This is a genomic window from Microbacterium sp., from assembly GCF_047607465.1.
Lineage (GTDB): Bacteria > Actinomycetota > Actinomycetes > Actinomycetales > Microbacteriaceae > Microbacterium.
Genome location: NZ_JASGCY010000082.1, coordinates 15,896 through 36,963 on the forward strand (window position 1 = coordinate 15,896; position 21,068 = coordinate 36,963).

20 protein-coding genes and 1 tRNA gene are annotated in these 21,068 nt (G+C 70.4%); 16 read left to right on the forward strand and 5 right to left on the reverse strand.

All coding sequences use genetic code 11. The annotated features are described in order from the left end of the window. Window positions 1-13 precede the first annotated feature (13 nt). From ftsH to lysS, 10 genes are all read left to right on the forward strand, one after another. Entirely contained in the window at window positions 14-2,014 is a 2,001-nt protein-coding gene (ftsH, locus tag QM568_RS11785; protein ID WP_415139034.1) for an ATP-dependent zinc metalloprotease FtsH, read from the forward strand. A 2-nt stretch (window positions 2,015-2,016) separates the two neighbouring features. Further along, complete coding sequence (gene folE, locus QM568_RS11790) at window positions 2,017-2,625, forward strand: GTP cyclohydrolase I (protein ID WP_415139133.1); 609 nt, start codon at window positions 2,017-2,019, stop codon at window positions 2,623-2,625. Continuing rightward, the gene (gene folP / locus QM568_RS11795) at window positions 2,622-3,437 is read left to right on the forward strand and encodes a dihydropteroate synthase (RefSeq protein ID WP_415139036.1); all 816 of its coding nucleotides are present in this window, start codon (window positions 2,622-2,624) and stop codon (window positions 3,435-3,437) included. The genes folE and folP overlap by 4 nt, the downstream gene beginning before the upstream one ends. Window position 3,438: 1 nt before the next feature. Beyond that, window positions 3,439-3,819 (forward strand): dihydroneopterin aldolase, encoded by a 381-nt coding sequence (gene folB, locus QM568_RS11800; protein ID WP_415139038.1) that lies wholly within the window; start codon window positions 3,439-3,441, stop codon window positions 3,817-3,819. Continuing rightward, complete coding sequence (gene folK / locus QM568_RS11805; protein WP_415139040.1) at window positions 3,816-4,355, forward strand: 2-amino-4-hydroxy-6-hydroxymethyldihydropteridine diphosphokinase; 540 nt, start codon at window positions 3,816-3,818, stop codon at window positions 4,353-4,355. Before folB ends, folK begins: the two co-directional genes overlap by 4 nt. Beyond that, complete coding sequence (locus tag QM568_RS11810; protein ID WP_415139042.1) at window positions 4,352-4,849, forward strand: DUF3180 domain-containing protein; 498 nt, start codon at window positions 4,352-4,354, stop codon at window positions 4,847-4,849. The genes folK and QM568_RS11810 overlap by 4 nt, the downstream gene beginning before the upstream one ends. After that, a complete protein-coding gene (locus tag QM568_RS11815) occupies window positions 4,785-5,378 on the forward strand; it encodes a PH domain-containing protein (RefSeq protein WP_415139044.1) in 594 nt (197 codons plus the stop codon). The genes QM568_RS11810 and QM568_RS11815 overlap by 65 nt, the downstream gene beginning before the upstream one ends. Further along, window positions 5,375-7,390 carry a PH domain-containing protein gene (locus QM568_RS11820; RefSeq protein WP_415139046.1) on the forward strand — a complete coding sequence of 672 codons (2,016 nt, stop codon included), beginning with the start codon at window positions 5,375-5,377 and terminating at the stop codon, window positions 7,388-7,390. Before QM568_RS11815 ends, QM568_RS11820 begins: the two co-directional genes overlap by 4 nt. Further along, window positions 7,383-8,087 (forward strand): DUF2520 domain-containing protein, encoded by a 705-nt coding sequence (locus QM568_RS11825; protein ID WP_415139048.1) that lies wholly within the window; start codon window positions 7,383-7,385, stop codon window positions 8,085-8,087. Before QM568_RS11820 ends, QM568_RS11825 begins: the two co-directional genes overlap by 8 nt. A 413-nt stretch (window positions 8,088-8,500) precedes the next feature. Next, on the forward strand, window positions 8,501-10,015 hold the full coding sequence (gene lysS, locus QM568_RS11830; protein WP_415139050.1) for a lysine--tRNA ligase: 1,515 nt from the start codon (window positions 8,501-8,503) through the stop codon (window positions 10,013-10,015). 4 nt (window positions 10,016-10,019) lie between these two features. On the opposite strand, the gene QM568_RS11835 is transcribed toward lysS, so the two are convergent. Further along, entirely contained in the window at window positions 10,020-11,126 is a 1,107-nt protein-coding gene (locus QM568_RS11835; RefSeq protein WP_415139052.1) for a DUF4192 family protein, read from the reverse strand. 102 nt (window positions 11,127-11,228) lie between these two features. On the opposite strand from QM568_RS11835, the gene QM568_RS11840 reads away from it, so the two are divergent. Next, on the forward strand, window positions 11,229-11,402 hold the full coding sequence (locus QM568_RS11840; protein WP_415139054.1) for a hypothetical protein: 174 nt from the start codon (window positions 11,229-11,231) through the stop codon (window positions 11,400-11,402). A gap of 78 nt (window positions 11,403-11,480) precedes the next feature. Then, a complete protein-coding gene (gene cls, locus QM568_RS11845) occupies window positions 11,481-12,941 on the forward strand; it encodes a cardiolipin synthase (RefSeq protein ID WP_415139056.1) in 1,461 nt (486 codons plus the stop codon). Here cls and QM568_RS11850 read toward each other — a convergent pair. After that, complete coding sequence (locus tag QM568_RS11850; protein WP_415139058.1) at window positions 12,922-13,929, reverse strand: diacylglycerol/lipid kinase family protein; 1,008 nt, start codon at window positions 13,927-13,929, stop codon at window positions 12,922-12,924. The genes cls and QM568_RS11850 overlap by 20 nt on opposite strands. Window positions 13,930-13,961: 32 nt before the next feature. Between QM568_RS11850 and serS the strand changes: the two genes are divergently transcribed. The 4 genes from serS (at window position 13,962) to QM568_RS11870 (ending at window position 17,523) form a co-directional block, all read left to right on the forward strand. Beyond that, entirely contained in the window at window positions 13,962-15,251 is a 1,290-nt protein-coding gene (serS, locus tag QM568_RS11855; protein ID WP_415139060.1) for a serine--tRNA ligase, read from the forward strand. 11 nt (window positions 15,252-15,262) lie between these two features. Continuing rightward, window positions 15,263-16,090 carry an HAD family hydrolase gene (locus tag QM568_RS11860; RefSeq protein WP_415139062.1) on the forward strand — a complete coding sequence of 276 codons (828 nt, stop codon included), beginning with the start codon at window positions 15,263-15,265 and terminating at the stop codon, window positions 16,088-16,090. 42 nt (window positions 16,091-16,132) lie between these two features. Further along, window positions 16,133-16,220: transfer RNA gene (locus tag QM568_RS11865), tRNA-Ser, on the forward strand. A gap of 52 nt (window positions 16,221-16,272) precedes the next feature. After that, the gene (locus tag QM568_RS11870; RefSeq protein ID WP_415139064.1) at window positions 16,273-17,523 is read left to right on the forward strand and encodes an LCP family protein; all 1,251 of its coding nucleotides are present in this window, start codon (window positions 16,273-16,275) and stop codon (window positions 17,521-17,523) included. 73 nt (window positions 17,524-17,596) lie between these two features. Here QM568_RS11870 and QM568_RS11875 read toward each other — a convergent pair whose 3' ends face one another. From QM568_RS11875 to QM568_RS11885, 3 genes are read right to left on the reverse strand one after another with little or no spacing between them, the layout of a single operon-like run. Next, window positions 17,597-19,042 (reverse strand): aldehyde dehydrogenase (NADP(+)), encoded by a 1,446-nt coding sequence (locus QM568_RS11875; RefSeq protein WP_415139066.1) that lies wholly within the window; start codon window positions 19,040-19,042, stop codon window positions 17,597-17,599. Then, window positions 19,039-20,157: a mandelate racemase/muconate lactonizing enzyme family protein gene (locus QM568_RS11880; RefSeq protein ID WP_415139068.1), complete on the reverse strand. Its 1,119-nt coding sequence runs from the start codon at window positions 20,155-20,157 to the stop codon at window positions 19,039-19,041. Before QM568_RS11880 ends, QM568_RS11875 begins: the two co-directional genes overlap by 4 nt. Continuing rightward, window positions 20,154-21,053, reverse strand: coding sequence for a 5-dehydro-4-deoxyglucarate dehydratase (locus QM568_RS11885; protein ID WP_415139070.1), 900 nt, complete (start codon window positions 21,051-21,053; stop codon window positions 20,154-20,156). The genes QM568_RS11880 and QM568_RS11885 overlap by 4 nt, the downstream gene beginning before the upstream one ends. Window positions 21,054-21,068: the final 15 nt, after the last annotated feature.

Sequence of the window (21,068 nt, forward strand, 5' to 3'; positions counted from 1 at the left end):
CTCTGATTCGACCATGGATGTGAAGAAGCTCACCCGGAATCCGCTGATCTACGCCGCGCTGATCGGCGTGCTCTTCGTCGGCGGGTTCCTGCTGATCTCGAACCTCGCCGGCCCCAAGCAGATCACCACCCAGGAGGGCCTGGAGCTGCTCGCCGGCAACACAGTCACCGAGGTGGTCAACACCGATGGCGACCAGCGTGTCGACATGACCCTCTCGAAGGAGTTCGAGGGGTCCAAGACCGTGCAGTTCTACTACGTCGAGGCGCGTGCCGCCGACGTGGTCGCGGCGATCGACGAGGCGAGCCCGAAGGAGGGGTACAACGACGCCGTTCCGCGGGCCAGCTGGTTCGACGGCTTCCTCTCCCTCCTCATCCCGATGCTCCTGCTCGGCCTGCTCTTCTGGTGGCTGCTCTCCTCGATGCAGGGCGGCGGCGGCAAGGTCATGCAGTTCGGCAAGTCCAAGGCCAAGCTCGTCAGCAAGGAGACCCCGACGGTCACGTTCGCCGACGTCGCCGGCGCCGACGAGGCGATCGAGGAGCTCCATGAGATCAAGGAGTTCCTGCAGGACCCGGCGAAGTTCCAGGCGATCGGCGCCCGCATCCCGAAGGGCGTGCTGCTGTACGGCCCGCCAGGAACCGGAAAGACGCTGCTCGCCCGCGCCGTCGCCGGCGAGGCGGGCGCCCCGTTCTACTCGATCTCGGGATCCGACTTCGTCGAGATGTTCGTCGGCGTCGGCGCCTCGCGCGTGCGCGACCTGTTCAACCAGGCCAAGGAGAACGCGCCAGCCATCATCTTCATCGACGAGATCGACGCGGTCGGCCGTCACCGCGGCGCCGGCCTCGGCGGCGGCAACGACGAGCGCGAGCAGACGCTCAACCAGATGCTCGTCGAGATGGACGGCTTCGACCCGAACGCGAACGTCATCGTGATCGCCGCGACGAACCGCCCGGACATCCTCGACCCCGCGCTCCTGCGCCCAGGGCGCTTCGACCGCCAGATCGGCGTCGACGCCCCCGATCTCAAGGGACGCCAGAAGATCCTCGAGGTGCACGCCAAGGGCAAGCCGCTGTCGAAGAGCGTCGACCTCGAGGTCGTGGCGCGCAAGACCCCTGGGTTCACCGGCGCCGACCTCGCGAACGTGCTCAACGAGGCCGCCCTCCTCACCGCCCGCTCGAACGCGCAGCTCATCGACAACCGGGCGCTCGATGAGGCCATCGACCGCGTGATCGCAGGGCCTCAGCGCCGCACCCGCGTCATGAAGGACAAGGAGAAGCTCATCACCGCGTACCACGAGGGCGGGCACGCGCTCGCCGCCGCGGCGATGAACTACACCGACCCGGTGACGAAGATCACGATCCTGCCTCGGGGCAAGGCGCTCGGCTACACGATGGTGCTGCCGCTGGATGACAAGTACTCCGTCACCCGCAATGAGCTGCAGGACCAGCTCACCTACGCGATGGGCGGCCGCGTCGCCGAGGAGATCGTCTTCCACGACCCCACCACCGGCGCCTCGAACGACATCGAGAAGGCCACCTCGATCGCCCGCAAGATGGTGCTCGAGTACGGCATGACGACCGAGCTCGGCCCGGTCAAGCTCGGCTCCGAGGGCGGAGAGCCCTTCGCCGGCCGCGACATGGGTCGAGGCCGCGAGTACTCCGAGTCGATCGCCGAGCGCGTCGACGTCGAGGTGCGCGCCCTCATCGAGCAGGCCCACAACGAGGCCTACCAGGTGATCAGCGACAACCGCGACATCCTCGATCGGCTCGCCCTCGCGCTGCTCGAGGAGGAGACCCTCGATCACAACCGCATCGCCGAGATCTTCACAGACGTGCGCAAGCTCCCCGAGCGTCCGCTGTGGCTCTCGAGCGAGGACCGGCCGGTGTCGGAGCGACCGCCGATCGAGGTGCCGAAGAAGGATGTCTCGCTCGCGGCATCCGTCGAGGCCCCCGCGGTCGCCCCCCGCACGCAGGCTGGCTCCGCCGGAGCAGGCAACCCCCGTCCAGCGACGGCGTGACCGTGGCCGTCGACCGGGAACGCGTCGAACGCCTCACCCGCGAGCTTCTCGAAGCGATCGGCGAGGACCCAGACCGACCGGGTCTCAAGCAGACGCCGGCGCGCATGGGCGAGCTCTACTCCGAGTTCTTCTCGGGAGTGGGAGCGGATGCGGCCGCCCCCCTCGCGCGCACGATCAGCGTGACGCGGGGCCCGGCGCCGGACACGCTTCCCTCCGGTGCGGTGCTGCTGCGCGACATCCGGTTCCGCTCTGTGTGCGAGCACCACCTGCTGCCGTTCGCCGGCCGCGCGCACATCGCGTACCTGCCCGGAGAACAGGTCGTCGGTCTCGGCGCCCTGGTGAAGGTCGTCGAGATCCTCGCCGCCCGCCCGCAGGTGCAGGAGCGCCTGGGCGAACAGGTCGCCGACACGATCGTCGAGCACCTCGACACCCGGGGCGTGCTCGTCGTGCTCGACGCGAACCACGGCTGCGTCACGATGCGTGGCGGACGCCAGCCGGAGGCGTCGATGCTCACCATCGCCGCCCGCGGGGAGTACACGGATGCCGTCGCCCGCGCCGAGCTCATCGCCCTGATCGGCGCGTCGGTCAGGCAGGGAGCGTCGGACGGATGACGGAGATCTGGGGGATCGTCAACGTCACGCCCGACTCGTTCAGCGACGGCGGGCGCTACCTCGACGTCGACCGCGCGGTCGCGCACGGGTTGCGGCTGCGCGCCGACGGTGCAACGGTCCTCGATGTCGGCGGGGAGTCGACGCGGCCCGGCGCTGAGCGAGTGAGCTGCGAGGTCGAGCAGGCCAGGGTGCTCCCGGTCATCGAGCAGCTCACTGCGGCCGGAGCGCTCGTGAGCATCGATACGCTGAACGCGTCGACGGCGGTGGCAGCCGTGCGGGCAGGAGCCCGCATCGTCAACGACGTCTCGGGCGGCCTCGCCGATCCCGAGATGCGGGCCGCCGTCGCCGAGTCGGGAGCGGACTATGCGATCGGGCACTGGCGCGGACCCTCGGCCGACATGTACGCGAGGGCCGAGTACCGCCGGGTGGCGCGCGAAGTCGCCGGCGAGCTGAAGGAACGGATGGGGGAGGCCGCAGCAGCGGGCATCGCCCCGTTGAGGATGATCGTCGATCCAGGAATCGGCTTCGCCAAGGCCCCGGCGCAGAACTGGGACGTGCTGCGCGGACTCGACGAGATCGTCGCCCTCGGACCGCGCGTGCTCATCGGGACCTCGCGGAAGCGGTTCCTCGAGGAGACCCTTCGTCTCTCCCAGACACCAGGGGATGAGGCCGAGGTCTCCGAGGCTCGGCGCGATCTCGCCACGGCCGTCACCAGCGCGCTCGCGGTGCGGGCCGGCGTCTGGGCGGTGCGCGTGCACGACGTGGCCGCCACCCGCGACGCATTGACCATCGCACACGCCTGGGAGGGCTGACATGGATGTCCTCGACGAGATCGTCCTCACCGGACTCACCGTCTTCGGCCGTCACGGCGTGTACGACCACGAGCGCGAGAACGGCCAGGATTTCACGATCGACCTGCGCCTGTCCATGCCGCTGCGCGACGCCGCGGCATCCGACGATGTGGCCGATACCGTGCACTACGGCGAACTGGCCGAGAAGGTCGCGGCGGTCGTCGCCGGCGAGCCGGTGAACCTCATCGAGACGCTCGCGCAGCGCATCGCCGACGTCGCCCTCGAAGACCCGCGCGTGCACTTCGCGACCGTCACCGTGCACAAGCCGCACGCGCCGATCGCGCTCGCCTTCGCCGATGTCGCCGTGACGGTGCGCCGCGGTCGCCAGGGGATGCCGCGATGAGCCGCAGCCTCACGCATCCGCCGCAGCCGCCAGCGCCGGGGCCGCGTCGCCCCGAAGCCGTCGCCGTCGTCGCCTTCGGCGCCAATCTCGGCGACCGCGAGGCGACGATCCGCCAGGCGGCGCAGCGCATCGCCCGGCTCCCGCTCGTCGACGACGTCGTGCTCTCCCCTCTTCACGAGACCGTCGCGCTCACGCTCGACGGCTTCGACCCCGAGGCGCCCGGCTACGTCAACGCCGTGGCGCTGGTGACCACGCGCCTCGCGCCAGCCATCCTGCTCGGGATGCTCCACGCCATCGAGGACGAGAACGGCCGCGAGCGGCACGAGCGCTGGGGCGATCGCACCCTCGACCTCGACCTCATCGCCTACGGCGACGAGACCTCGGACGATCCCCGGGTGCTGGTGCCCCATCCCCGGGCGCACGAGAGGCTGTTCGTCCTCGAGCCGTGGCTCGAGGTCGATGCCGACGCCGTGCTCCCAGGGCACGGGCGCGTCGCCGACCTCGTCGAGGAGCTGCGACGTCGGGAGAGCTCGTGAGGCGCACCTCGGCCGGTCTCGTCGTCGTCCTCGCGCTGCTCGGCGGGGGCGTCGGATTCCTCGTCGACACGGTGCTCACCGCCACCGGCCGGGCGACGTTCACCCCGTCGGCGCTGCTACCAGTGCTGCTCGTGATCATCGGCGGCGCCTGCCTCGCACTGGCGTGGCCGGTGCGCCGGAGTGTGCGCACCGGCATCCGCATCGATCCGTTCCGGGCGACGAGGGCGCTGACCCTCGCACGGGCATCGAGCCTGCTCGGGGCGATCCTGGCCGGGTTCGGGGGCGGGCTGCTGGCATTCCTCCTGTCGCGCCCCGTCAGTGCGCCGGTAGGGTCGACTGTGGCGATGGTCGCGCTGATCGCCAGTGCTGCGGTGCTGGTGGTCGCGGCCCTCGTCGCCGAACAGTTCTGCACCCTGCCGAAGGACCCTGATGACCGAGAACCCGCAGAGCCGACCCCTGAACCCGGACCCGGTGAGCTCCGCACCGGTCACTGACCAGGCTCTCGACGCCGGCACCTACACGCAGCTGCGCACGGCCCGTAGCGACGGCCGGCTCGAGCTCGACGGCGTGTGGCACCAGATCTCGCCGCGCTACGTCGTGTCGCAGATCGTGCAGAACCTGCTCTTCATCATCGTCGTCGCCGGGGCCGCACTCGTCGTCGCGTTCGTGCTCCATCAGGTCTGGGCGCTGATCCCCGCCGGGGTCATCGTGCTCATCACCCTACTCACGCTCATCATCCTGCCCCGGCAGGCACGCGCGATCGGATACATGCTGCGCGAGGACGACATCGTCTTCCGCAAGGGCATCCTCTGGCAGCGCATGATCGCCGTCCCCTACGGGCGCATGCAGCTCGTCGACATCACCCAGGGGCCCCTGGATCGCGCCTTCGGCGTCTCGCAGCTGAAGATGGTGACGGCGGCGGCGACGACCGGCGTGCAGATCCCCGGTCTCACCCAGGCGGCCGCCGAGGCGCTGCGCGACACGCTCATCAAGGTCGCCGAGACGCGTCGGACCGGACTGTGAGCGCGCCGCAGCCGCAGGCGGCCCCCGCCGCATCGACGACGCTCGCCGATGGCGAGTGGCATCGGATGCATCCGCTCACCCCCCTGTTCAAGGGCGGGCTGGTGCTCATCGTCGTCGGCGGCTTCCTCATCGCGAACATGCGCGATCGCCTTATCTCCTGGGTGATCGACCTCATCGAGCCCGGGGCGGGCTATGACGAGTACCCCGGGGGAGACCCCGTCGACTGGGTGTTCTCGAACGGACTGGTCCTGTTCGCGCTGCTCGGCCTCCTCGGCGTCGTCATCGTGCTCGTCGTGGCGTTCTGGCTGGTCTGGCGCTTCCAGCAGTTCCGCATCACCGGCGACCACGTCGAGGTGCGCAAAGGCATCGTCTTCCGCTCGCACCGGCGGGCTCCGCTCGACCGCGTGCAGGGCGTGAACCTCACCCGGCCCTTCCCCGCGCGGATCATCGGGCTCGCCAAGCTCGAGGTGGTCGGCGCCGGCAACGACGCGAACGTCGAGCTCGAGTACCTCGCCACCTCCAGGGCCGAGTCGGTGCGCGCCGACATCCTCCGGCTCGCCTCCGGCGCTCGTTCGGCGAGACAGGCGGATGCTGCGGCATCCGCTTCCGCGTCGCCGCACCTCGTCGCCCAAGTGCGCCAAGAGGTCAACAGCGGCCTCGCCGGGATGATCGACGGCGTCGACGTGCAGGACGTCGCGCCGGAGACCCTGATCAAGATCCCCACCGGACGGCTGATCGGCTCGCAGATCATCGTCGGCGCGCTCTGGTTCGTCTTCTTCGGCGTGATTTTCGCCGTGACGATCGGCGGCGCGGTGATCGGGTCGATCGCCGACGGCGACCCCTTGGACGGCGTCATCGGCATCGGGCTCGCGCTCGGCATGGGGATCCCGATGCTCATCGCCGTCGTCGGCATCACCTGGGCGCAGGTCTCGAAGTCGCTGCGCTACTCGATCGCACCGACCCCCGACGGCGTGCGCATCACCTACGGACTGCTCACCACGATCACCGAGACCCTGCCGCCGGGGCGCATCTTCGCCGTCGAGGTCTCGCAGTCGCTGCTGTGGCGGCCGTTCGGATGGTGGGCCGTGCGCATCAACCGCATGGGCGGCAAGAGCGCGTCGCAGCAGGCGTCGAGCAGCAACCAGCAGTTCAACATCGTGCTGCCCGTCGGCAAGCGCGCCGACGTCGAGCGGGTGCTGTCGCTGATCCTGCCAGACGCCCCGGCCGCGGACATCCCGCTCGTCTGGGAGCACGGCATCCTCGGCCCGGTCGCCGGCGACCCGTACCGGACGATGCCGCGGCGCGCGTGGTGGCGCCGGCCGCTGTCGTGGAAGCGGCACGGGTATGCGATGACCGGGTTCGGGCTGCTGCTGCGGAGGGGCATCATCTGGCGCAAGCTCGCCATCTTCCCGCTGGCCCGGCTGCAGGGCGTGTCGCTGACGCAGGGGCCGATCGATCGCGCTCAGCGGGTGTCTGGTGCGCAGGTGCACTCGGTGATGGGCCCCATCACCGGCCACCTCTCCGGTCTCGAGCGCGCCGACGCGCTGGAACTGCTCAACGGGGTCAGCCGCGCGGCGGTCCTCGCCGCGGCGCGCGACCGCACCCATCGCTGGGGCGAGCAGGGCCGGCAGATCGCGGATGCGGTGCCGGCCGGACAGTTCCCGTCGATGCCGGGCCCGTCGTCGGTCCCGCCGGCGCCGAACGCTCCGCTGGTCGTGCCGCCGGTCGCGGCCCCACCGTTGCCGCCGGTCGCGCCGCCGCAGCCGCCGGTCGTGCAGCCGCCGGTCGCGGCCCCGCCGCTGGCGCCTCCGTCCCCGCCGGTCCCTCCGTCCCCGCCGGTCCCGCCGTCCCCGCCGGTCCCGCCGTCCCCGCCGTCCCCGCCGTCCCCGCCGGTTCCTCCGTCGCCGCCGGTCCCGCCGTCCCCGCCGGTCCCGCCGTCCCCGCCGGATCCTCCGTCGCCGCCGTCCCCGCATCCGACCCCGCCGAACCAGGGCGAGCGCGCGGGTGAGTGAGCCGCAGCGCCGTGATGGGCGTCTCGGCGTCGGCATCATCGGTGCCGGTCGCGTCGGCCCGGTGCTCGGGGCGGCGCTCGCCGGCGCGGGGCACGCGCTCACCGGCATCACGAGCGGGTCCGACGACGAGCGCGTCTCGGCCGTGCTGCCGGGCGTCCCCGTGCTCGACGCCGTCGAGGTCGTGCGCCGCAGCGAGCTCGTCGTGATCGCGGTGCCGCACGAGCAGCTGCCAGGGCTCGTCGCGGGCATCGCCGAGGTGGGCGGCTGGCAGCTCGGGCAGCTCGTGCTGCACACCGACCCCGCACACGGCATCGACGTGCTCCGCCCCGCGGCCGAGCGCGGGGCGATCCCGCTGGCTGTGCACCCGGCGATCACGTTCACCGGTACCTCGATCGATCTGCGCCAACTGCAGGCGGGGTACGCGGCGGTGACCGCACCGGCCGCGGTGCTGCCGATCGCGCAGGCTCTCGCCGTGGAGATCGGATGCGAGCCCGTGGTCATCGCCGAGGCCGATCGGGCGGCCTACGCCGACGCGATCGAGACCGTCACCGCGTTCTCGCGATCGATCATCGCGCAGTCGACCACCCGCCTTCGCGCCATCGGCGTCGAGAACGCAGGGGGTTACCTGTCGGCCCTCGTGCAGTCGAGCGTCGAGGATGCGCTGCGCCGAGCATCCGATCCGCCGCCCCTGGTCTGAGGCGTCCCTCGGTGCACTCGCGCGCCTCACGGAGCGCGCTCGGAACCGCTCCGTCGGCCGTGGCTGAGGACGACCGGTACACGATCCCCGGCAGTGGGGGAGTGCTGCGGAACAAGCTCGGGTTGACAACGCAGCAGGACGTCGATGAGGCGATGAATCACGCTGCAACGACCCGCTGGGCGATCCTCAAGACGGAGCCGATCCCGGATCGGCGTCGGAGTGTCTCAGGTAGCTGCGGTGCCGTCTGCATGCCCAGAACCCGTCTGCATGCCGGATTCTCCCATCTGAGCCGACGGACGGAATCTGAACCGACAGACGGGACGGCGAGGGCGTCGGGCCGACAGACGGAACCCGAGTCGGGGCTGTGAGTTCGGCCTCGGTAAACTGGAGGCGACTTTCAAGGAGCCCCGCACATGACTGACGCGTTCGTCGCGCCCGAATCCCCCGAAGAAGACGTTCACGAGCAGAAGGCCGTGCGTCTGGCCAAGCGCGAGCGCCTCATCGCGAAGCGGACGGATGCCGGCGGCGGCGCCTTCCCGGTGAGCGTGCCGGTCACGCACACCATCCCGGCGCTGCGCGCCGAGTACGGCGAGCTCGAAGCGGGCGCCGAGACCGGCGTCATGGCCGGCGTCGCCGGTCGCGTCGTGTTCAGCCGCAACACTGGCAAGCTCTGCTTCGCCACCCTGCAGGCCGGCGACGGCGCGCGCATCCAGGCGATGATCTCCCTCGCGAACGTCGGCGAGGAGTCGCTCGCCGACTGGAAGGAGTACGTCGACCTGGGCGATCACGTCTTCGTGCACGGCGAGGTCATCTCCAGCCGTCGCGGCGAGCTGTCGATCATGGCTGACGACTGGAAGATCGCCTCGAAGGCGATCCTGCCGCTGCCGAACGCCTACGCCGAGCTCAGCGAGGAGAGCCGCGTGCGCAGCCGCTACCTCGACCTCATCGTCCGCGAGCAGGCCCGCACCACGGTGCGCGCCCGCGCCGCCGTGAACGCGAGCCTGCGCTCCACCTTCACAAGCCACGACTACCTCGAGGTCGAGACACCGATGCTGCAGGTGCAGCACGGCGGAGCATCCGCTCGTCCGTTCATCACGCACTCGAACGCCTTCGACACCGAGCTCTACCTGCGCATCGCACCAGAGCTGTACCTGAAGCGCGCCGTCGTCGGCGGCATCGAGCGGGTGTTCGAGATCAACCGCAACTTCCGCAACGAGGGCGCCGACTCCACGCACAGCCCGGAGTTCGCGATGCTCGAGGCCTACCAGGCGTACGGCGACTACAACCAGATGGCCGCCCTCACCCAGGAGCTCGTGCAGAACGCCGCGATCGCGGTGGCGGGCTCCACCACCGTCACCTGGGCGGACGGCACCGAGTACGACCTCGGCGGCGAGTGGGACCGCATCTCGATGTACGAGTCGCTCTCCGCCGCGTCAGGGCGCACGATCACCCCGCAGGATCCGGTCGAGGACCTCATTGCGTTCGCCGAAGAGAGCGGCGTCGACCTGCCGCCGCAGGCCACGCACGGCAAGCTCGTCGAGGAGCTGTGGGAGCACTTCGTGAAGGGCGACCTCGTGCGCCCGACGTTCGTGATGGACTTCCCCGTCGACACGTCGCCCCTCGTGCGCGAGCACCGCTCGATCGCGGGCGTCGTGGAGAAGTGGGACCTGTACGTGCGCGGCTTCGAGCTGGCCACGGGGTACTCCGAGCTCGTCGACCCGGTCATCCAGCGCGAGCGCTTCGTCGAGCAGGCGAAGCTCGCCGCGCGCGGCGACGTCGAGGCGATGCCGATCGACGAGGAGTTCCTGCGGGCTCTCGAGCACGCGATGCCGCCGTCCGGGGGCATGGGCATGGGCATCGACCGCCTGCTCATGGCGATCACCGGCCTCGGCATCCGCGAGACGATCCTCTTCCCGCTCGTCAAGTAGTCGCTCACTCGTACCGCGGCCCGCGCCGGAAGACCCATTCCGGCAGCATCCCCGCGTCGATGACGGTGCGGATGAGACCGGCGAGCCCGTAGCCGGGGTCGATCTCCCGGACGAGAGCGAGATAGACGCCGGCGTGCGTCGAGCGGCCCAGCGCCCACGAGAACCACGCGGCGAGGGTCAGGGGACCCGCGCGCATCGCCCGCGGAGCGCGTGCGGCGGCGAGCCGCACGATCTCGAGCGCGCGTTCGAGCCGGGCGGGGTCGGGACGCGGACCGCGGCCGATCATCACCGCGTTGAGCTCGGTCTCGTACAGGCCGCCGCACGTGCTCATGTCGAGCTGCTCGTCGAAGGCCTGTTCGCCGCCGGCGTACGAGGTCGCCCACTGCAGCAGCGCCACGTCGCGGAGGATCGGGCGGTGCAGGCACCACAGCAGCGCGGCGGTGACGAACGGCGGCTGCTCGGCGGGGTCCTCCAGCAGCGATTCGAAGAACCATGTCATGTCCTCCAGCAGCGTGAGCGCGGCCAGCGCCTGCGGGTTCTCACTGCCGTCGAGCCGTCCGCCGCCGTCGCGATCGAGCACGGCGTCGAGGTCGCGCACCGCGCGGCCCACCCTCTCCTTCTCGGCGAGATCGGCCAGGGGGAGCCCTGCACCGGCGCGCTGATCACGGGCGGCATGGTCGCGGGCGGCGGCGTGCGCCTCGGGCAGCGGCAGCAGCTCTGGATCGTCCTCGAGATAGCTCGCCCACCCGTGCGGCATCACGCACAGCGCATCGACGAGGCGTAGGCCGGCCTCCTTCACCGCAGCGAGGACGTCGTCGACGAGGCCGAGGCGCGGAAGCACCAGCCCGTCGTGCGTGGACTGCGGGACGTCATCGACGTAGACGACGACGGCGACGGCATCGGCATCGTCCACCTTCGTCACGAGGCCGACGGCGGTGTCGGCGTACTCGGCGTCGCACTCGTCGTCGGGGAGATCGAGCCGCAGCGCGCCGTAGGTGCGCTTGCCGTGGAAGGGCAGCAGCACGAGGCTGCTGGTCGGTGCGAAGCCCGCGAGGGCGGGGATGATGCCGAGGAACTCGGCGGAATCGGATGCCTTGAGAATCGTGGTCATGTCGAGAGTGTGCGCGCCGGCGCGTGCGCGTGGGACGATTCCACAGGGCTGCGGGGCCGTGCTCCGAATGTGCAGTGAGAGTCGCTCGCGTAGCATGGGGACATGGACAACTTCTGGCTCGCCGCCGCCTGGTCGATCCTGCCGACCGCCGCCGTGTGCGCCGTGTTCTACTTCGTGCTCCGAGGGATCCTGCGCTTCGACCGCACCGAGCGTCGCGTGCACGCGCGGATCGAAGCCGAGGAGCGCGCCGCGCGAGGCCTGCCTCCCCGCGACTGAGCGGTGTCTGCGGCATCGGTTACTGTGTAGCCAGGGCGCTCGCCGCGATGGCGGCACCGATTCGCGGAGAGGTCAGCAATGAACGCCGAGACCTGGGGCCTGTGGCTCGCCGGGGTGCTCGCGGCGATCGACCTCGTGTTCCGCATCACGGCGATCATCGTCATCCCGCGCAACCGGCGCCCCACCTCCGCGATGGCGTGGCTGCTCGCGATCTTCTTCCTGCCCTTCATCGGCGTCTTCCTGTTCCTGCTCATCGGCAACCCCCGGCTGCCGCGAGCCCGGCGGCGCAAGCAGGACCAGATCAACGGCTACATCCACGAGGCGAGCGAGCAGCTGCACTTCGGCACGCTGCGACCGGATGCCCCCGCATGGTTCGGGCCGCTGGTCGAGATGAACCAGCGTCTCGGCGCCCTGCCGATCTCCGGCGACAACGGCGCGAAGCTGATCTCCGAATACCAGGAGTCGCTCGACGCGATGGCCGCGGAGATCCGCAAAGCCACCCAGTACGTGCACGTGGAGTTCTACATTCTGCAGTCCGACGCCTCGACCGACGACTTCTTCCGCGCGCTCGAAGAGGTCTCCGCCCGGGGCGTGACCGTGCGGGTGCTGCTGGATCATTGGGCGAACCGGTGGAAGCCGCGCTACCGGCAGACGACGGAGCGCCTCGACGCGATGGGCGCCGACTGGCACCTCATGCTGCCGGTGCAGCCGCTGAAGGGGCGGATGCAGCGCCCCGATCTGCGCAATCACCGCAAGCTCCTCGTGGTCGATGGCACCGTGGCCTTCCTCGGCTCGCAGAACATCACCGACTCGACGTACAACCTGCCCAAGAACATCGCGCGCGGCCTGCACTGGGTCGACCTCATGGTGCGCATCGACGGGCCTGTCGTGCTGAGCGTGAACGCGATCTTCGTGGCCGACTGGTACAGCGAGACCGACGACATCCTCGAGGAGATCGACATCGCCTCCGCAAGTCCAGGCACGGGCGACCTGGACTGCCAGGTCATCCCCTCCGGCCCCGGTTTCGAAGTCGAGAACAACCTGCGCCTCTTCCTCGGGCTGCTCTACGCGGCCAAGGAGAAGATCATGATCGTGAGCCCGTACTTCGTGCCGGACGAAGCGCTGCTGCTCGCGGTCACGACCGCCGTCGACCGCGGCGTCGAGGTGGAGCTGTTCGTCTCGGAGGAGGGCGACCAGGCGATGGTCTACCACGCGCAGCGCAGCTACTACGAGGCGCTGCTCAAGGCCGGCGTGCGCATCTGGATGTACCGCAAGCCCTTCATCCTGCACACCAAGAGCCTGACGATCGACGAGCAGGTCGCTGTCATCGGCTCGAGCAACATGGACATGCGCTCGTTCGGCCTGAACCTCGAGGTGTCGATGCTCGTGCGCGGTGAGGAGTTCGTCGCCGAGATGCGCGGGGTCGAGGCGCAGTACCGCTCACTGAGCCGCGAGCTGACGCTTCAGGAGTGGATGCAGCAGCCGTTGCGCTCCACGGTGCTCGACAACCTCGCCCGGCTCACCTCGGCGCTGCAGTAGCGAGCGGGTGCGTCGCAGGCAGGGCGATGAGCAGGGCGTCGGGGTCGACGCGGCACGTCATGCGCAGCCCCTCGCCGAACTCGTCGCCGTCGATCTGCACGGGCGTCGGCGTGGTCGCTGCGGCCTCGGCGACCGTGCCGTGGAAGTACTTCACCGCGGCGTTGCGGCCGCGGTGCTTGAGCGCCATGCGGCCGACGCGGCTGCGCCGCAGCACCGAGTTGTCCCACCAGATCTTGCGCCACACGTTCAGCCAGCCGAAGACGCCGGTCGCCTGGATGACGGCGACGTCGAGCTTGCCGTCGGTGACCGAGGCGTCTGGCACGAGCTCGATGCCCGCCGGGAGCGTGCCGCAGTTGGCGAAGAGGATGCTGTGCACCTTCGCCGTGTGCATCCGCTCTGTATCGACCTGGTACACCGCGCGGAACGCCTGCGCCTTGGCCAGCGATCGCGCGGCGCCGTCGACGTAGGCGATCCAGCCGACGGTCTTCTTCAGGTCGGAGCGCGTGTTCGCGATCATGTCGGCATCCAGCCCGATGCCGGCGAGCACGACGAACGCGTGCTCGGAGCGCGCGCCGCCCGCGCGCGTGATCTCGGCCCAGCCGATGTCGATCGGATGCCGGGCTCCGCCGAGAGCCGCGCTGATCATCGTCTCGGGAGCGCTGAGCGGCAGGCCGAGGTTGCGGGCGAGGAGGTTGCCGGTGCCGCTGGGGATGATGGCGAGCGGAATCCCGGTGCCCGCCATCGCCTCCGCCACGGCGCGCACGGTGCCGTCACCGCCGGCGACCATGACGACCGCCACGCCGCGCTCGATCGCCTCGGCGGTCACCGCCCGGCCGGCGTCGAGGACGGTCGTCGGATAGAACGCCGGATGCTCCCAACCAGCCTCGCGGCTGGCCTGGCGCACCAGTGCGCGCAGCTTCTTCTCGTCGACCTTGATGGGGTTGTAGACGAGCGCCGCCTGCGGGCGGGGCCGGGGAAGCGTCGTCATGTCGCCAACTTTAGCGCCGGTAGAATCGGTGGATGATCGACCTCGCACTGCTTCGTGACAACCCCGAGATCGTCCGCCGCTCACAGGCCGCCCGTGGCAACGACCAGGCGAGCGTCGATGCGGCTGTGGAGGCCGACCGATCGCGTCGTGCGGCGCTCGCCGCCTTCGAGGAGCTGCGCGCCGAGCAGAACGCCTTCGGCAAGCAGGTCGCGAAGGCCCCCAAGGAGGAGAAGGCGGCCCTCGTCGCCCAGGCCAAGGAGCTCGCCGACCGTGTGAAGCAGGCGCAGCAGGCGGCCAATGAGGCGGCGGAGACGGCATCCGCTGCGCTCGCCGCGATCGAGAACATCGTCATCGACGGCGTCCCGGCCGGCGGCGAGGAGGACTTCGTCGAGCTGCGCCGCGTGGGCGAGGTGCCCGCGTTCGGGTTCGAGCCGCGCGATCATCTCGAGATCGGCGAACTCCTCGGGGCGATCGACATGGAGCGCGGCGCCAAGGTCTCCGGTTCCCGCTTCTACTTCCTCACCGGGATCGGCGCCCGGCTCGAGATCGCGCTGATGAACCTCGCGCTCGACAAGGCGCTGCGCAACGGCTTCACGCCGATGATCGTCCCCACCCTGGTGCGTCCGGAGATCATGCAGGGAACGGGATTCCTCGGCGAGCACGCCGACGAGGTCTACCACCTCGGCAAGGAGGACCTCTATCTCGTCGGCACCAGCGAGGTGCCGCTGGCCGGTTACCACAAGGACGAGATCCTCGATCTCTCCCAGGGCGCCCTGCGCTACGCGGGCTGGTCGACGTGCTATCGCAGCGAGGCGGGCTCCTACGGTAAGGACACCCGCGGCATCATCCGCGTGCACCAGTTCAACAAGCTGGAGATGTTCGTCTACACCACCCCCGAGGAGGCCGAGGCCGAGCACCTGCGCCTCGTCGCTATGCAGGAGGAGATGCTCACCGCGCTCGGACTCGCCTACCGCGTGATCGACGTCGCCGCGGGAGACCTGGGCTCCAGCGCTGCCCGCAAGTACGACATCGAGGCCTGGGTGCCCACCCAGGGCGCGTTCCGCGAGCTGACCTCGACGTCGAACTGCACGACGTACCAGGCGAGGCGCCTGGACGTGCGGTTCCGGCCGGAGGACGGCGGCAAGACCGCCCCCGTCGCCACGCTCAACGGCACGCTCGCGACCACCCGCTGGATCGTGGCGCTGCTCGAGACGCACCAGCAGGAGGACGGCTCGGTGCGCGTACCAGAGGTGCTGCGCCCGTACCTCGGCGGTCTCGAGGAGCTGGAGCCCGTCGTTCGACGGGCTCAGGGCGCCCTGTGACGGCGGCGGCGATGCCAGCGACCGCTCCCTGGCTCGTCGGCCTCGACGTCGACGGCACGATCCTGCAGCAGGACGAGACGATGAGCCCCGGCGTGCCGGAGGCCGTCGCACGCCTGCAGGCGGCGGGGCACATCGTCACGATCGCGACCGGTCGCAGCTGGATGGCGACGCAGCGCTGGGTCGAGGAGCTCGACCTCACGCCTGAGTTCGTCGTCTGCTCGAACGGCGCCGTCACCATGCGCCGCGTCGGCGGCGAATGGCTGCGCTGGAACATCGAGACCTTCGACCCGTCTCCCGTGCTCGCACTGCTGCACGATCGGCTTCCCGATGCGCGCTACATGGTCGAGCTCGCCTCTGGCCAGCGTCTGTACACGAAGCACCTCGACGACTGGACGCTCGACGGCGGACGCCAGGTCGCCTTCGACGAGCTCGCCGACGAGCCGGTCTCGCGCATCGTCGTTGCCTCGCCCGGCCACGACGAGGCGGACTTCCACCGGTTGGTGGCGGATGCTGGTCTCAACGAGGTGTCGTACGCGATCGGCTGGACCGCCTGGCTCGACATCGCGCCGAACGGCGTCGACAAGGGCACGGCGCTCGAGCTCGTGCGCTCGCAGCTCGGCCTCGACGACGGGCGGGTGCTCGTGGCCGGCGACGGTCGCAACGACATCGGCATGTTCGGCTGGGCTCGCGCCCTCGGCGGCCGCGCGGTGGCGATGGGTCAGGCCCCCGCCGAGGTGAAGGCCGCCGCCGGCGAGGTGACAGACGATGTCGTCGACGGCGGGCTCGCGCGGGCTCTGAACACGCTTCCAGCGCCCGCCCAGGTCAGCGCGGGAGAATAGAACTCGGCTAGACTCACGGCTTGTCGGCAGATCCGTCTGTCGGGAGGGTTGTCCGAGCGGCCGATGGAGCTGGTCTTGAAAACCAGTGGGCAGAAATGTCTCAAGGGTTCGAATCCCTTACCCTCCGCCACCCGCCCTTGGCGCGATGTCCCCGCATCGATCGCCGAACCGAAAGGCCCCGAGTGAGTCAGAACACCCGCCGGCGCACCATCGCGCGTCACGGTCAGCTGCGCACCCCAGGTCCGCTCGGTCAGCTCCTGAAGCTCTTCGCGATCGGCCTGTCGGTGCTCCTCGTCAGCGGCGTCGCCGTGGCCGGGTACATCGCCTACGACTTCGGCAGCACCGTCAGCGCGAACGCCGTCGAGATCGAGGGCCAGGAAGAGGTCCCGCCGGACATCAGTGCCTACGAGGGCGGCTTCAACCTCGTGCTCACCGGCGTCGACACCTGTGAGGACGAGTACAAGCAGTACTTCGGCGATCGCTGCACGGGCGCCGACTCCAAGGGCACCCTCAACGACGTGAACCTGCTCGTTCACGTCTCCGACGAGCCGCGTCGCATCACCGCGGTGAGCTTCCCCCGCGACCTCATGCTGCCCATCCCCGAGTGCAAGGACGAAGAGGGCAACACGCACTCGGCCATGAGCAAGCAGCAGCTCAACGTCGCCTACAGCGATGCAGGGCTCAGCTGCGTGGTGAAGACGATCTCCGAGCTCACCGACCAGGAGGTGCAGTTCGCGGCATCCGTCACCTTCGGCGGGGTGATCGAGATCACCAACGCCATCGGCGGCGTGGACGTGTGCCTCGCGAACCCGATCAAGGACCGCCACACCGGGCTCGATCTGGCTGCCGGCACGCACACGCTGCAGGGGCTCGAGGCGCTGCAGTTCCTGCGCACCCGGCACGGTGTCGGCGACGGCAGCGACCTCGGCCGCATCGGCAACCAGCAGCAGTACATGTCGAACCTCGCCAAGAAGCTCATCAGCAGCGACACCCTGAGCAACGTCCCCGTGATGCTGAAGCTCGCCACCACCGCGGTCGACAACCTCGAGACCAGCACGTCGCTGGCCAACCCGATGACGATCGTGCAGATCGGCCTCGCGGTGAAGTCGGTGGCGTTCGAGGACATCGTGTTCCTGCAGTACCCGACCTTCGCCGACCCGGACAACCCCAACAGGGTGGTGGCCGACGAGGCGTCCGCCGCCGCGATGTGGGACGCGATCAACCAGAACGCGCAGTTGCAGATCACGCACGAGAACACCGAGAACGACGGCGTCGTGGTGACCGACCCCGGCACGACGGCGACGGGCGAACCCGTCGATCCCTCAGCCACCGCTGATCCCACAGCGACGCCGGACGGCGTGGTGGCCCTTCCCGAGAACATCAAGGGGACGTCGGCCGCGCAGACCACCTGCTCGAACGGCAACGTGCGCTGAGCGGGGGCGGATGCCGCAGCATCCGCCCCCACTCAGCGCTGCCGCGACGCGAGCGCCGTGGCCAGCTCTTCGATCAGCGGGATGCCGGGACGGTCAGCACGCCGTTGCGGCGGTGCGGGAGACGGGCGAGAGAGGCGTCGCGCAGCGCCTCGGGCAGCAGCCGCTCCGGGGCGTCCTGGAAGGCGATGGGCCGCAGGAACCGGCGGATCGCCGTCGCCCCCACCGAGGTGTGCAGCGACGTCGTCGCCGGCCACGGACCGCCGTGGTGCTGCGACCAGGTCACCGCGACGCCGGTGGGCCAGCCGGCGAACAGCACGCGACCGGCGCGCTCCTGCAGCAGCTCGAGCGTCTCGGCGACGTCTTCGCCCTCCTCGGCGTGCAGGGTCGCGGTGAGGCTGCCTGGCACGACGGCGAGAGCCGCGTGCAGCTCGTCCTCCGAGCTGTAGCGCACGAGCAGGGTCACCGGCCCGAAGCATTCCTCCAGCAGTGCTTCCGGACGCTCGGCCACGGCGCGGGCGTCGGTGGCGAGGACCACTGGCCGCACCCCGCTGACCTCGACACCCGTCGCGACGACCGCGACGGAGGCGTCCGTCTCCAGCCGCGCGAGCCCCTCGGGGAAGGCGGCGGTGATGCGATCGGTGAGCAGCGGCCCGCCGGACGCTGCGGGCACGGCCGCGGCGACGGCATCCTCGAATCCGAGACCCTCCGGCACGAAGACGACCCCTGGCTTGGTGCAGAACTGGCCGACGCCGAGCGTGAACGAGCCGACCAGACCCTGCGCGAGCGCCTCGCCGCGGGCCGCGGCAGCGCCGGGTGTCACGACGACGGGGTTGATGCTGCCCAGCTCGCCGTAGAACGGGATCGGCTCGGGGCGGGCTGAGGCCAGGTCGAACAGCGCGCGACCGCCGGCGACCGAGCCGGTGAAGCCGGCCGCCTTGACGAGCGGATGCTGGACGAGGGCGTTGCCTGCTTCGCGCCCCTCGATGAGGGCGAGGGAGCCGGACGGGGCGCCCGCGGCCTCCAGGGCTGCGGCGACGATCTCGGCGGTGCGGACGGAGAGGCGCGGGTGACCGGAATGCGCCTTCACGATCACGGGATTGCCCGCGGCGAGAGCGGAGGCGGTGTCGCCACCGGCGACCGAGAAGGCGAACGGGAAGTTGGATGCCGAGAACACCGCGACCGGGCCCAGCGCGGTGAGCATGCGCCGCAGCTCGGGGCGAGGGGGTGCGGCCGAGGCATCGGCATCGTCGATGGTCAGCTCGAGATACGAGCCCTCCTCGACGACGGAGGCGAACAGGCGCAGCTGACCGCTCGTGCGGGCGACTTCGCCCGTGAGCCGCGGCACGCCCAGCCGGGTCTCCTCGTCGGCGATCGCGACGAGTTCTGCGACCTCGGCGTCGATCGCATCGGCGGCGGCGCGCAACCAGGACGCCCGTTCGCTGCCGGTGGAACGGCGCCAGACGGGGGCGGCCGCGGCGGCCGCGCTCACGATCGCATCGACGTCTGCAGTGCTCGTCATGGGGTCTCCTTCTCGAAGGCGGTGAAACGGATGCCGAGACCCGGGTGCGGGTTCTCGCTGAGACGTCCGTCGCGGATCGTCACGGGTGAAGGGTCGGCGAGGGCGCCGAGGTCGCCGAAGCCGGCGTCCTCCACGTCCTCTGCCCACGGGTCGCCCGGCAGGGTGAGGGCGAGCTGGCCCGAGAGCTCTGGCAGCAGGTGCGGGTGCACGGCTGCGCCCGCATCGGCGGCGACGGCGGCGATGCGCAGGAACGGGGTGATGCCGCCCACGCGGATGATGTTCGGCTGCACCACCTGCGCTGCGTCCGCCTGCAGGAACTCCGCGAAGCGGTACGCCGTGTGGAGGTTCTCGCCGACCGCGATCGGCACATCGATGCGGCGGGCGAGCTCGGTGTGTCCGAGGAGGTCGTCGGCGCGCAGCGGCTCCTCGATCCAGGTGAGATCGTGCACGGCGAGGGCGGTGACGGCATCCGTCGCCTGGGTGAGGCTCCAGCGCTGGTTCGCGTCGATCATCAGCGCGCGGTCGGGCCCCAGCACCTCGCGCACGGCGGCGAGGCGATCGAGGTCTTCGGCGATATCGGGCTTGCCGACCTTGATCTTCACGGCGTCGAAGCCGGCTGCGACCCAGCGTCGCACCTGGGCGACGAGTTCGTCCTCGCTGTAGTGCAGGTTCACGCCGGAGCCGTAGGCGCGGATGCTGTCACGGCGGCGGCCGATGAGCTGCGACACGGAGGTTCCTGCGGCGCGCGCCTGCGCGTCCCACAGGGCGAGGTCGAGACCCGCGAGCGCGATCGTCGTGATGCCTCCGCCGCCCGCCTCATGCAGGTGGGCCCAGAGCCCGTCCCAGCTCTCGCCTGGCACGGCCGAGCGTCCGATCGCCGCGGGGATGATCTCGTCGTCGAGCAGCGCGTGGACGGCGCTCGCCCCGATCTGCGGGGTCCAGGAGAAGCCGTGACCCTGAACGCCGTCGCTGCGGGTGACCCGGGTGGCGATGACGGTGACGGCGTCGACCTGAGCGCCCGACGGGGCGCCGCCAGAGGCGGAGTGCGACGGCCCCCACGGGCGGGTCAGCGCCACGCGCTGCCGCCGCGTCTCGAGCCGCTCGATCGTGGTCACAGCAGCGCACGTCCGGCGGCGAGGATCTCGGCGAGGCGGGCCTCCTGCTCGGGTGACGGGTCGACGAGCGGAGCGCGCACCGATCCCACGTCGAGCCCTCCGATCCGTAGCCCCGCCTTGATCAGCGAGACACCGAATCCAGGGGTTTCATCACGCAGCGTCACCAGCGGCCGGTAGAAGCCGTCGAGCAGTCGCAGCCGGGCATCCTCATCGCCCGAGGAGTATGCGCGGTAGTAGGCGTTCGCGATGTCCGGCGCCATGGCGAAAGCCGCAGAGGAGTACAGGGGCACGCCGATCCCGCGGTACGCGGCCTGTGTGAGCTCTGCCGTGAGCAGGCCGTTGAAGAACGCGAAGTCCTCGCGGCCGGTCTCGGCCACCGCGCGCACGATGAGCTGGGTGACGCCGACGTCTCCCGTGCCGTCCTTGAAACCCACCACCCGCGGATTCTCGGCGAGGCGGCGCACCGTGTCGACGGCGTACTGCGCGGTGCCGCGGTGGTAGATGATCACCGGGAGCTCGGATGCCGCGGCGATCTGCTCGATGTAGGCGACGAGCCCGGCCTGCGTGCCTCCGACGAGGTAGGGCGGCAGCACGAGCAGCCCGTCGGCTCCGGCATCCGCCGCGCCCCCGGCGACCTCGATCGCGTGGCCGAGCGAGCCACCGGCACCGGCGAGCACCGGAACGCGCCCGCCCACCGTCGCGGTGGCCGTTCGCGTCACGGCGATCGCCTCGGTGGCGGAGAGCGCATGGAACTCGCCCGTGCCGCAGGCGGGGAAGACGCCGCCCGCGCCTGCATCCACCCCCGTGGTCACATGCCGGGCGAGCACGTCATGATCGATCGTGCCGTCGCCCCCGAACGGTGTAACGGGGAAGAACAGGATGCCATCGAAGTTCACAGCCGTGCCTTTCAT

Excerpts from the sequence above, each read along its gene's own strand:
- ftsH (WP_415139034.1), top strand. The coding sequence starts at position 14 with ATGGATGTGAAGAAGCTCACCCGGAATCCGCTGATCTACGCCGCGCTG.
- folP (WP_415139036.1), top strand. The coding sequence starts at position 2,622 with ATGACGGAGATCTGGGGGATCGTCAACGTCACGCCCGACTCGTTCAGC.
- folB (WP_415139038.1), top strand. The coding sequence starts at position 3,439 with ATGGATGTCCTCGACGAGATCGTCCTCACCGGACTCACCGTCTTCGGC.
- folK (WP_415139040.1), top strand. The coding sequence starts at position 3,816 with ATGAGCCGCAGCCTCACGCATCCGCCGCAGCCGCCAGCGCCGGGGCCG.
- QM568_RS11815 (WP_415139044.1), top strand. The coding sequence starts at position 4,785 with ATGACCGAGAACCCGCAGAGCCGACCCCTGAACCCGGACCCGGTGAGC.
- lysS (WP_415139050.1), top strand. The coding sequence starts at position 8,501 with ATGACTGACGCGTTCGTCGCGCCCGAATCCCCCGAAGAAGACGTTCAC.
- QM568_RS11835 (WP_415139052.1), bottom strand. The coding sequence starts at position 11,126 with ATGACCACGATTCTCAAGGCATCCGATTCCGCCGAGTTCCTCGGCATC.
- QM568_RS11840 (WP_415139054.1), top strand. The coding sequence starts at position 11,229 with ATGGACAACTTCTGGCTCGCCGCCGCCTGGTCGATCCTGCCGACCGCC.
- cls (WP_415139056.1), top strand. The coding sequence starts at position 11,481 with ATGAACGCCGAGACCTGGGGCCTGTGGCTCGCCGGGGTGCTCGCGGCG.
- QM568_RS11850 (WP_415139058.1), bottom strand. The coding sequence starts at position 13,929 with ATGACGACGCTTCCCCGGCCCCGCCCGCAGGCGGCGCTCGTCTACAAC.
- serS (WP_415139060.1), top strand. The coding sequence starts at position 13,962 with ATGATCGACCTCGCACTGCTTCGTGACAACCCCGAGATCGTCCGCCGC.
- QM568_RS11860 (WP_415139062.1), top strand. The coding sequence starts at position 15,263 with ATGCCAGCGACCGCTCCCTGGCTCGTCGGCCTCGACGTCGACGGCACG.
- QM568_RS11875 (WP_415139066.1), bottom strand. The coding sequence starts at position 19,042 with ATGACGAGCACTGCAGACGTCGATGCGATCGTGAGCGCGGCCGCCGCG.